At 40.5% G+C, this 12,722-nt stretch carries 6 protein-coding genes; 1 reads left to right on the forward strand and 5 read right to left on the reverse strand.

Translation table 11 applies throughout. The annotated features are described in order from the left end of the window. Positions 1–7: 7 nt before the first annotated feature. The 3 genes from RE317_RS10090 to RE317_RS10100 form a co-directional block, all read right to left on the reverse strand. Entirely contained in the window at positions 8–3,253 is a 3,246-nt protein-coding gene (locus RE317_RS10090; RefSeq protein WP_008670756.1) for a TonB-dependent receptor, read from the reverse strand. Between the two features lie 439 nt (positions 3,254–3,692). Continuing rightward, the gene (locus RE317_RS10095; protein WP_083829420.1) at positions 3,693–4,055 is read right to left on the reverse strand and encodes a YkvA family protein; all 363 of its coding nucleotides are present in this window, start codon (positions 4,053–4,055) and stop codon (positions 3,693–3,695) included. Positions 4,056–4,199: 144 nt separating this feature from the next. After that, on the reverse strand, positions 4,200–6,524 hold the full coding sequence (locus tag RE317_RS10100; protein ID WP_117873585.1) for a TonB-dependent receptor: 2,325 nt from the start codon (positions 6,522–6,524) through the stop codon (positions 4,200–4,202). Between the two features lie 155 nt (positions 6,525–6,679). On the opposite strand from RE317_RS10100, the gene RE317_RS10105 reads away from it, so the two are divergent. Beyond that, positions 6,680–8,176, forward strand: coding sequence for a HAMP domain-containing sensor histidine kinase (locus RE317_RS10105; protein ID WP_005845177.1), 1,497 nt, complete (start codon positions 6,680–6,682; stop codon positions 8,174–8,176). Between the two features lie 118 nt (positions 8,177–8,294). Here the strand turns inward: RE317_RS10105 and RE317_RS10110 are convergent, their stop codons facing one another. Both RE317_RS10110 and RE317_RS10115 read right to left on the reverse strand, forming a co-directional pair. Beyond that, positions 8,295–9,488, reverse strand: coding sequence for a mechanosensitive ion channel family protein (locus RE317_RS10110; protein WP_008670750.1), 1,194 nt, complete (start codon positions 9,486–9,488; stop codon positions 8,295–8,297). A gap of 116 nt (positions 9,489–9,604) precedes the next feature. Next, positions 9,605–12,721, reverse strand: a complete 3,117-nt coding sequence (locus tag RE317_RS10115) for an efflux RND transporter permease subunit (RefSeq protein ID WP_008670748.1) — start codon at positions 12,719–12,721, stop codon at positions 9,605–9,607. Position 12,722: the final 1 nt, after the last annotated feature.

A 12,722-nucleotide genomic window follows, 5' to 3' on the forward strand; every position in this document is an offset into this window, starting at 1 on the left:
TTTATTTTTAGAATGAAACATTAAGCCCTAACGTGATATTACGGGACGGCATATACTCATTATAAGTCACACCGGAATAGTTGGCCATCGGGTTCAATCCCTGACGGGCTTTCAACATGAACAAGTTTTCCGCAGTCAGATTCAAACGGGCACTCTTAAGCATCACTTTGCTCAACCAAGTTTTTGGGAGCTGATAGCCAATAGTGACAGATCTTAAATTAAGATAATCCGAGCTGGTAAGCCAACGAGTTGAATAAGACTGACCAATATTCGTGGTATGAGCCGCACTATTGTCTATACGGGGAACCTCAGTAATATCCCCTGCCTGTTTCCATGCTTTTAACAAATCCGGACTTTGTGCATAACCAAATTCAGTCATACTCATCATGGTAGCATAATTAGTATCCAGAATCTGACCGCCCAACTGGTAAGAGAATACAGCAGCCAAATCAAAGTTCTTATAACTAACTCTGACATTAAACCCACCATACACATCAGGAATAGAAGAACCGCTGAAGTCGTATTTAGCATAAGTATACGAATTGGTCAATTCCTTACCATCAATAGTCACTACTGTTTTTTTATACTCATCAAACTGGCTCTGCGTAATGTTTCCATCCCCTGTTCCGATATTCCCTTGATTATATTTACTTACATCAGCCACATATAAACCATCACCGGTCTGAGGGTCTACCCCATGCCATTGACGAAGCCAGAATTCATAAATGGACTTTCCTTCCAACCACTTTTTAGAGCCACTGATATATCCATTTTCTTTCATTGTAGCCGGCAGGTTCTTGATCTTATTCTTCACAAAAGTAGCATTGGCCCCAACTGATACACTCCAATCTTTATTTTTAAATGCATTATAATCCAACTCTATTTCCACTCCTGAATTAGTAACCTTACCGATATTCTGTATAATGGATGTTACTCCGACAGAAGCAGGCTGGGAAACATCAAACAACAAATCCTTGGAATCTTTCTTAAAATATTCAATAGTACCCGTCAAACGGTCAAACAAGCCAAATTCAAGAGCAATATCCGTAGATATCTGTGTTTCCCATTTCAATGAGGGATTGGCTATCACCGTGAAGTAGGCTCCAGCTTCTGAGCCATTCTTATATCCCAAACCATATAAGGTCTGATAAGGATAATAATCAGGATCACCATCACTATCCAATATATTATCATTACCTGTTTCACCGTAAGAAGCACGTAATTTCAAGTTATTCACCCATTTCACATCCTTCATAAATGCCTCTTCACTAATTCTCCAGCCTGCTCCGAACGACCAGAAATTCCCCCATCGGTTCTCTTTTGCAAAACGCGAGGAACCATCATGGCGATAAGAAAGTGAAGCGTAGTATTTATGCGCATAATCATAATTGATACGGCCAAAGTAACCTTCCTTTTTATAGGTGTTCGTATAGGAGCTAAGTGAACTGATATTTACGAAATTACCAAATTCATACATGCCCGAAACTGTTTCCTGGGTCTTCATGCCATATAAATACTCATACTTATAAGAATAGTTTTCATGTCCCAAAAGAACGTCAAAGTTATGATTTCCGATAGACTTGCTATAAGTTATCAATTGATTGAAGGTCTGAGTCAGCGTTCGGGTAGACATTTGGTTCAAACGACCCGGTCCGGCAGTGCCATCGCCCACATAAGGATTTTCATAGACTTTACGACGATAATCAATATTATTGATAGAGTAATTGGCTGTAAGGTTCAACCCTTCAACCGGAGTCAAAGTGAGATAAGTATGTCCAGTCTGATTAACACGCACCAGTTCACGTTGATTGAACTCTGTTTCAGCTATCGCATCACGTCCATTATTCGACAAGCGAGTTCCTTCATAATCATAAATATATTCACCCGGATCAGTAGTTGCCTTACCATTAGCATCCAAATAAGCACCGGTTTCCAAATCATGTTTATGAACGGGATATATAGGAGCCATGGTACGAATAAAACGGGTAAGGTTACTATATGAACTCGAATTTCCCGAATCTGAAGTTGAATAATTGGATACCGTACGCGTTACTCCCAAATTCAAACCAGTCTTGAACCATTTAGTAGGATACACATTATAATTCAAACGACCAGAATAACGTTCAAAGTCAGTCTTGATCATATAACCATCATCATTTAAATAGCCAACAGAAGCATAAGTATCACTTTTTTCTGTTTTTGTATTATAACTCAAATTATATTCCTGACGATAGCCGGTCTTGAAAGCTGCATCTTCCCAATCCAAATCATCCCCCCACTTCAATGCATCAGCAGAAGAATTCAGTTTTCCATCAGTTCCGACAATGGCATCATCCGCGACACCAACAAAAGGATTATACTTCAATGTACTTCCAATTTTAGATGTTGCCAATGAGGCCGCCGTTGCAGCATCCTTACCAGATGTAATATAAGAGTTCTTCAACATCTCCCATTGTAAAGGATAGTAATCATAAATCCCCACCTTTTTATAATCTTTATAAGCCCTGTTTGACCATCCTTGGTTAATGGTTAAGTTTACTCCTGTTCCACCTGACTCTTTACCTTTTTTAGTAGTAATCAAGATCACACCATTACCCGCACTTGAACCATACAAAGAAGTAGATGCCGCATCTTTCAATATAGTCATAGACTCAATATCCGCAGGATTAATATCACCTATGCTGCCATTGTATATAGTTCCGTCCACTACATATAAAGGAGCATTGGATGCATTGACTGAGCCAAACCCACGAATACGGATAGAAGAAGATTCACCAGGTTGTCCGGTGGCAGCAGTCACCTGAACTCCGGAAGCATTTCCTTCCAATGCAGCTGTAACATTAGTGATAGCACGTTTCTCTATGGATTTGGCCCCTACTGTGGAAGCAGCTCCTGTAAAAGATGATTTTTTCTGTGTACCATAAGCCACTACAACGACCTCATCAATCAATTCCGTATCACTTTGCATCACTACTCTTTGCTCACCACCCTTTATAGCCAATTCTTGTGTTTTCATACCGACAAACGATATTACCAAAGATTTTGCATTGACCGGAACATTGTTTATACTATACCGGCCATTCATATCGGTAATAGTTCCAAGGGTAGTACCTTTCACAAGAACCGAAGCTCCGACAATCGGCTCATTGTCTTCTGCCGAAACTACAACTCCAGTAATTCGGGATACTTGAGCCATTGCCATACCTGTCCATAGGAATAGACAAGCCAACGTAAACAAAACTCTCTTTTTCATAAAAAAACTTTTTAATTTAACGTTCATAAATGCTAAGTTCTCTTAGAACTTTATATTAAATATTGCTGCAAAGATATGAAAATATATTAAAAACCAAAGAAATTGCAGATAAAATGTTGGATAATAAATAATTTTATTCTATTAAGCCTTACTTCTTGCTTGCCAAATCCAGCAAAACAACTCTTTTTGAGCGTTTTTATCTAAGTTCTAAGAGAACTTAGGTCATGTTAATAATTGAATTATAGGGAATTAATAAGACTCAAAACATATTGTAACACTTTTACATACCTCACATATTCTCAGACAAAATGAAGTTCCTTGGGGAGAGTTACAATTTACCTTTGTCTACAATCAGCAAGGGCCACGCCGAAATTCGACGAAGCCCATTCCTAAAATACTCCATTTACCCATCCTTACTCCCCAAAGACAAGTACAATATTTATTCTTCTATCAACTCACACTTTCCTTCCGGGAACCAGCGTTCCAATATATTATCCACTTCTGATTCAATCTCAGGAGTCACATAGCGGCACACCTTTTTATAAGCATAAACCAAAGATACCGCTTCATCAATCCAGCCGATAATTGGTAACCGCTTAGCCGAAATCAAATCAATCGGCAATACCAGATACGAAAGTGCCGCCACAATCAACATCTTATCCGAAGAGGGAGTTTCGGGGCTTCGCAAGACATAATATAATAGAAGTACAGGACGAGCAGTCGTTCTACCGGTGGCCTTTGCGTAATCCGTAATTTTCTCCCACAGGAGCTCATAATCAATCAAGTTTTTTTTCATTTTCATATATGATTTTGTTGAGGGTAATATATCTATTATTCCGGTAAATTTATGAACTTAACTTCGTAAGCCAAGCAACTTATGTTCGTGAGTCAAGTTACTTAACTTACTTGCCCCATGAACTTAAGCTCATTCAAATGATTATCTTGTTTATTTTCCGGTACTCATCACTCCGGAATCGTTATCACTATTATTCACCCTCCGTTGACCTGTCTTAAACTTACGGCCAAACGAGAAATTATAAGAAACACTTGCCAAAAACATTTGCGAGCTCTCCTTCACATAATTCGTTTTTTTGTAAGAAGCATATTTATTCCAGTTCTCAGTCTGTTGCTTATAATTATCCGTAAACGGATTGAAAGCGCCCAACCCCACACGCAAATTCTTATGCGTGTAATACATCACCAATACCTGAATATTCTCTCCCCCCGACAAGGTTTCCCCCCAGAAATTATTCCAGTTAGTATTCATCTGCCAGTAAAGAGAGAACTGCTTGTAATTAAAGGATGCTTCAGCATTACAATACCAGTTTGTATAAGTATGAGAATATGTATTACCATGACTCATATAATGGTTTACCCCACCGGTAAACGAGAACTGTAGCATATCCTTAATAGGACCGACACGCAAAGTCAGACGCCCCGATAATTTCTGCCAATCCTTTTGATTGTCCCATGTCTGTACAATCTTGTCACCGTCCTGATACTTCTCGTCCATAATGGCATTCGGCTGATAATCATATGCTCCCCAAAGATTAGAATAAAATATACCTTTCTGCCATTCGTATGTCAACTCTGTGTGATAACGCAAATAGGCTTTCAAGTTCGGATTGCCTCGTCTGATTTGCAACGAATCCACAATCTGTTCTACTGCACTTAAATTCCCCAATGACGGCGAAGCATTACTGATATCGGATTTCCAACGAACAAATGAATTTCCCGGTAATGTATAATGCAGTACCAAACGGGGATTAAAACTATAATTCTCATACGAATCATCACCACTTTGTTTATAATAAGAACGAGTAACGCCTACCCCCAATCTGTAGTCCAATTTTTTCACCTTTCCTCTATATTCACCATAAACATATGTATCCCCTTGATTCATATCCGTTTCATAATAATGACAGTTACGGTATGCATTATTGGCGAAAGACTGAGTATGGCGCAAACCGAAACTCAAGGAATTTCCTTTAGAAAATTGCTTCTCATAAACAGCCTCCCCAATCAGAGAATATTTATCTCCCAATACATTATTATTAATATCAGTCAACAACTCATCCTGCAAACTTTCTTGATACAAACGGCGTGATTTTTCCTTATTATAAGTACCAACCACATTGAATACCAAAAGTTGCTTATTTTTCAATCCCTGTTGATAATAAAGATCCAACGAAGGACGAGACCAACTTTCTTTAGTACGGTCTATCATATCCACCTTATCATCAGAATCGGCAACATTAGTCAATACTCCCTGATAATCCCAATGCGGCTGGCTATTACTTCTCAAACGAAAAGTAGCACTGAACAATGAATTTTCGGTCTGCTGCAAATTATAATTCATACTTAAATTATTCATAAACATAGATCCGTGCCCCGGTTCACCTTCTTCTATACGATGTAATGTCGTTCCGTCCGCCAAATGGAATTCCTCTTCATTATCCCGGTACATACCATAGAAATCGCGAGGTCCCATGTAATACGAAACGCCAAACTCCGACTTCTTATGGTTCACTTTTCCAAAAACATTATATTCTCCCCACATGGCATTCATCCCCTGAGACAAATCCACTCCAAAGTTTCCCCCCGTTTCCGGACGGCGGACAATATAATCAAGCACTACCTCAGCATTACCATAACGTAAACCTGGATTGTCATGATACTCTATTCGAATAATGTCTGATGGCTGTAATGCCTTAATCTCTTCAACTTCTGCTTTCGCTCCATTAATACGAAGCTGAAGTTCTCCTCCCCCTAACACTCCTATCTCATTATTCATAGGATTTATCTGAATACGGGGAAGCATCATCTGTTGCAACAGATTGACTCCATTTGTCGAAACCTTCATTTGCCGTTCAGAAGGAAAAATCAACTTACGATCCGAATGACTGATCTGTCCGGAAGCACTAACTGTTACACCTTCCATAGCCACAGCATCATCTTCCAACAAAATTTCCCCTAAATTTATATTCTGTTTAATTCCGTCTAATACAATGAATTGCGTACGATACCCCACACAGGATAGTGCCAATAAATAATTGCCTGCATAAACCTTATTCAGCAAGAAATCGCCTTTGCCATTCGTAGTAGTCCCTCCAACAAAAACCGAATCTGCTGTTTGTAAAACTACATTAACATATTCTGCTGCCTTTTTGCTTGTCGCGTCTTTCACAGTGCCCTTTATAATTATTTGTTGGGCAAAAACTCCTTGTACCATACTGACTACCAGTATGGCTATCATTACTATTTTTCTCATTTTAAATATTATGATTTTATTCTTTTTACAAGATGGCCTGTCCTGATTAAAAGTTATTGTTTTACAGTTTAGACGCTAGAAGCTGAAAAAAAGTTGCACTTCCCTAAACTTTTTGCTTAAAAAAAGGTTATATTTGCAGAAAACCTGTTTCAATAATGAAAAAAATTCTTCTAACATTAGCACTTGCCTTTTGTTGTGCTGCAGGGCAAGGACAAACTACAGCCAAACCGGCAGATGTCAATATTCAAGAGTTAAATACAAAGTGGGCAAAATTCACTCAGTATGCCGAACAAAAGCAAATAAATAAAGCGGTAGAAGAGGGAATACGGATAAGTACGCTCTTTACTCAAAACAGGCAATATAAAGAAGCCTTTGCCACTTGCCGACAAATGGATGCATTGATTTATTATAATGAGCAAGAAAAAAAATCACCCGAATACAAATTACGTTTCATGGTGGGTAAAGAACGCCTGCGTATGTATACGAATCTAAAAAATACAGAACAATGCAAGATACTATTGAAACAACTTCATTCCTATACAGACCAATTAAAATCAGACTCTTTACAAGAAGAGCTTCTAATGACGGAAGCCAATTATTATCAAACTTTCGGTATGACAGACAAAAGCTTGGAATGTTACAACATCTTATTCCAAAAGCGCTCTGCCGGTAAAGACGAAAAAGGAATAGACCAATGCTATAAAGACATGTTGGGATATGCCGAACAGAATAATAATGCCCCATTGGCTATTGCAATGAGAAAACTTTATACTTCATGGCAAGATTCCATAAAAGCAGTAAAAACAGCCAATGAACTAAACACACTGCAACAAAAATATGAAACCAGTCAAAAGACTTTGCAGGAAAAAGAAGACAAGATTACCACAAATCTAATTATTATCATTGCACTATGTGTGTTATCCGCCATATTGGCTGCCGGATTATTATTCTTAGCTACCCTGTTATTTAAACATATCCGCCAAGTAAAGAAATTGAAACATAGCCTACAGATAGCGAATGAAAACAATGAGCAGAAGTCTAAATTTATCGGTAATATCAGCGCCCAAATTGAACCAAGTCTGAATACAATAGATGAAGCAACAAAGGAAACAATATCCACCCCAATATTACATGAAAACATCAAGGCACTGAAAGAACTGATGACAGCTATCCAGACGTATATTTCATTGGAAGAAACACGTGAAGAACATTATCCGCTAAAGGAACTGAACATAAATACATTGTGTGAAAGTATTATGGAAAAAGCGAAAATAAACTTCAAATCCGGAGTAGAAGCAGTGGTAAATGTTCCACGTGTAAATATTAAGACAAATGCAGAAGAATTGGAACGTATATTAAACCATTTATTGAACAATGCGGCAGAATATACGAAAAGTGGTAAGATTTCACTGGAATTCAAAAAACGAAGCGCCCATACACATCAATTCATACTAACCGATACGGGAACGGGAATTCCGGTTGAAGCACGTGAAAAACTGTTCAAGCCATTTGCAGAAATACGCGATTTAACGCAAGGAAACGGACTAGGGTTGCCTACTTGCAGCCTTATCGCTTATAAATTAAATGGTACACTGACTTTGGACACTGATTATAAAAAAGGAACTCGGTTTATACTGGAACTTCATGTATAATAGTGTACATTCTCACATATTAACACGGATTATTCATTTTGACAATCAATAAATTTGATGTAATCCATGTTAATATGTGATGATTCCTGTACCTCTCCGCTAGTGAGATTATAAATAATTAATGAGAAGAAAGAGACAACACATCCAATCCTGAAGGAATTTGGAATACCCTTAATCCAAATTCGGGAAGAACAGCCAACAAATGGTCAAAAACCTCTGCTTGCAAACGTTCGTATGGAATCCAGTCTTTATTGGCTGAGAAGAAATAAAGTTCTATGGGTAATCCTTGCGGCGTAGGTTGTAATTGACGCACCATCAAAATCAATTCTGTATTCACCCGAGGATTATGACGCAAATAATATTCCAGATAGTGACGAAATACATAAAGATTCACCTCCTCCTTTCCTGTCTTTTCAAAGCCTGACATCCAGACTTGTTTTTCAAATTTTTTCATTTGTTCCGGTGTACAGAAACGGACCGTATTCATATCTATATTAATAGAACGTTTCACTCTGCGTCCACCACTTTCCCTCATGCCACGCCAATTCTGAAACGAATCACTGACCAATGCATAAGGTGGGACTGTAGTTATAGTATTATCCCAATTGCGTACCTTTACAGTGGTAAGAGTCACTTCTATTACTGTACCGTCCGCTCCGTATTTCGGCATGGTAATCCAATCTCCCGGACGGAGCATATCATTGGCAGAAAGCTGGACTCCGGCTACCAGCCCCATAATCGTATCTTTGAAAACCAACATCAAGATAGCTGCAGAAGCACCCAATCCGGTAAGAATATTCACAGGATCTTTATCAATCAAGGTACTGACTATAATGATCACCCCTACACAAATCACAATCAGTTTTATCATCTGATATACCCCTTTCAGAGGATGATTCTTTAGTTTCTCATGTTCGCTTGAAATGGTATAGAGGGAAGTCAGAAAAGAACAAATCAACTTCATGGCTACAGCCGTGATATACACCCAGCATAGCTTCAGAATGAATGTCAAAGTCACAGGTTCATGCGGAAAAGCAAAAGGAAGCAATACATACAATATAATAGGTGGAATAAGATGACACATATTATCTAATACAGCATCATTGAATAAATAATCATCCCAAGTAGCCTGAGTCCTTGCCGTCAGTTTCTTTATAGTAGGAACTACTATTTTTCTACAAAAATAATCTGCCACAAAAGCAATGATCAGAATCCCTGCTATAATGACAATACGCTGGGTTATGCCCAGGCTTTCCTGATGCACACCCATCTGTTTCAATAAATTAGTAAGATCGTTGTTGATTGTATCCATATTTCCATGTGTTTGTCGCAAAGATACACAAATTCACCACAGATAACGCAAATCCATACAGTTTTTAAATCGAGTTATCCGTATAAATCTGACCAATCTGTGGTGAAACCAAACAATTATTTTTTCTTAGTCAGCCATTTTTCCTGAATATGCTGCATCACTTCATACCAGTTAGGAATATAAATGGTAGCAAAAATTGTATTCACAGCCATACCGAACACCACTGCCGCACCCAGTGCCACACGGCTGCCTGCACCGGCTCCTGTGGCAAACAACAACGGCATCACACCCAGCACGAAGGTAAATGAAGTCATCAGGATAGGACGCAAGCGCACATGCCCTGCCTCGTATGCCGCCTCACGGATAGGATTGCCAGCCTTACGGTAATCACGGGCAAACTCCACAATCAAGATACCATTCTTCGCAGACAAGGCTATCAGCAGAATAATACCGATCTGGGTATAAATACTCACCGGAACCCCCATCACCCAGCAGCCCAACATCGCTCCCAAAATAGCAACCGGAAGCCCCATCACGGCAGCCACCGGACTTGTCCAGCTTTCATACTGTGCCGCCAGTACCAAATAGGCTACCAACAAGGCCATGATTAAAATAATTGTAGTAGTATTACCTGCCTGAGTTTCCTGATAGGCAACAGAGGTCCATTCATATCCAAACTCACCACCTAGCTGATTTTTAATCAAACTCCCCATAGCCTCTATCGCCTGTCCGGAACTACTGCCCGCAGCCGGCGTACAAGTGATGGAAGCAGCCGAATACATATTATACCGGTTTATCTGGTCCATCCCCAGTTTTTGTTCTATCTGCGTAAAACTGCTGAAAGGCACCATCTCTCCCTTCGAATTGACCACACTCAGTTTTAACACATCATCAATCACTTTTTGGGCTTGTTCGCCAGCCTCCAATTTCACTTGGTAGATACGGCCGAATTCCACAAAATCATTTACATAAGCCTGCCCCATGTAATACCCTAATGTAGAAAAGACCTGATTCAACTGCAAACCCATCAACTGAACTTTATCCCGGTCTATATTCAAAAAATATTGAGGTACATCCGCTTGATACATACTGCTCATGGAAGCGACAGCCGGCTCATTATGATAATTAGCCAATAAAGCCTCAACCGCCTTTTGCAGTTCTTCCGGACCCAAAGACTTACGATCCTCCAGTTCGAGTTGTAAACCACCTGTATTGCCCATACCTGGAATAGCAGGAGGAATAATACCAAAGACTTGGGCTTCCTGTATCATGGCATATGCCTGTCCGTTAAAACGATTGACCACCGCTTGAGCGGTATGCTCTTTACCCGCACGCTCTTTCCAATTCTTCAGCACCACAAAATAGGTAGCCGCATTAGGCAACTGACCACCTCCCATGATACTGAATCCGTTTACGCCCAAATAAGTCTTCACTTCGGGATACTCTGACAAAATAGCATCAATCTGCTTACCCACCATCTGTGTACGCTCTAAAGAAGAAGCTGCCGGAAGCTGAATGGCAATCATAAAATATCCGTCATCTTCTTCAGGAATAAAGGTGCTGGGCCATTTTACAAACATCAGAATAGCAATGACTGAGATTACGATATAAGAACCGATAGCAATAACCGGCCGTGCCAACAACCATTTTACCGAAGCGTCATAAACCCGCTGCATCCAGTCATTCATCTTGTCAAACCAGAGGAACAAACGCGCTTTATGCGTCGGGGTGGGACGGAGCAACAGAGCGCAGACTGCCGGAGTCAAGGTCAATGAGTTGAAACCACTTATCACTGTAGAAGCCGCGATGGTCAAAGCAAACTGTTTATAAAGCTGCCCGGAAATACCGCTAATCAGCGTAGTAGGAATAAATACGGCAAGCAGTACCAGCACCACTCCGACAATAGGTCCGGTAATCTCCCCCATAGCCTGCTCGGTAGCGGCACGGGCGTCCAGCTTCCCTTCATCCAGAATACGGGTGGCATTTTCAGTCACCACTATGGCATCATCCACTACAATGGCTATAGCCAATATCAAGCCGAACAGTGTCAATGTATTGATGGAAAAGCCTAAAGCAGCCATTACCGCCAATGTTCCGATAAGGGACACAGGGATAGTAAGACAGGGGATAAGAACCGCCCGCCAGCTTTGCAGGAAAAAAAAGATAACCAGCACCACCAGAATAATCGCTTCCACAAAGGTCTTCATCACTTCATCAATGGAGTCGTGTACCACATCGGTAGTATCCAACGTCACATTGTATTTCACCCCGGCCGGAAATGTTTCAGCCAGTTCCGCCATACGGGCACGGACGTGTTTAGAAACATCCAGCGAATTACTTCCCGGCAACTGGTAAACAGCAATAGCAGCCGTAGGTTGCCCTTTCAAGCGGGAAACAACTCCATACCCGGCACTGCCCAACTCAATTTTTGCAACATCTTTCAGACGGAGCACTTTTCCCTGGTCTTCCACTCTCAATATGATGTCGCCGAACTCTTCGGGAGTAGAAAGACGTCCTTTTACATTCAGCGTATATTGAAAATCATTATCAGCCAAACTGCCGATGGGTTGTCCCACATAACCGGCAGACACTTCCATATTCTGACTTTGAATGGCAGCATAAACCTGCTGCGGGGTAATATTGCGGATACGCATGGTTTCAGGATTCAGCCATACGCGCATGGAATAATCACCGGCTCCCATGACATCCACCGCTCCTACCCCTGGTACACGTGTCAACTGGTCTACCAGATTCAAATTGGCATAATTGGTCAGATAAAGGCCATCATAAATACTGTCACCACTCAGTGTAAGCATCATCACAATATTGGATGACTGCTTCTGCACCGTCACTCCCTGTACCTTCACAGCTTCGGGTAAAGAATTCAATGCTACACTGACACGGTTTTGTACCATCACAGTTGCCATATCGATATCCGTTCCCACTTCGAAAGTCACTGTCAGCGAATAAGCGCCCGATGCAGAGGAATTGGAACTCATATACAACATTCCGTCCACACCGTTTACCTGCTGTTCAATGGGGATACCGACAGTTTGAGCTACAGTTTCAGCATTGGCACCCGGATATACCGCACTGACTTGCACGGTAGGAGGCGTAATATCGGGATATTGCGCCACGGGCAATATATTCAGGGTTACAAGTCCGGCCACCACGAATAACAAAGCCAGCACCGTGGCAAATATAGGCCGTTCTATGAAAAATTTTGAAAACATA

Origin of the sequence: Phocaeicola sp. GP0067 (assembly GCF_031119655.1) — a bacterium.
Classification (GTDB): Bacteria; Bacteroidota; Bacteroidia; order Bacteroidales; family Bacteroidaceae; genus Phocaeicola; species Phocaeicola vulgatus.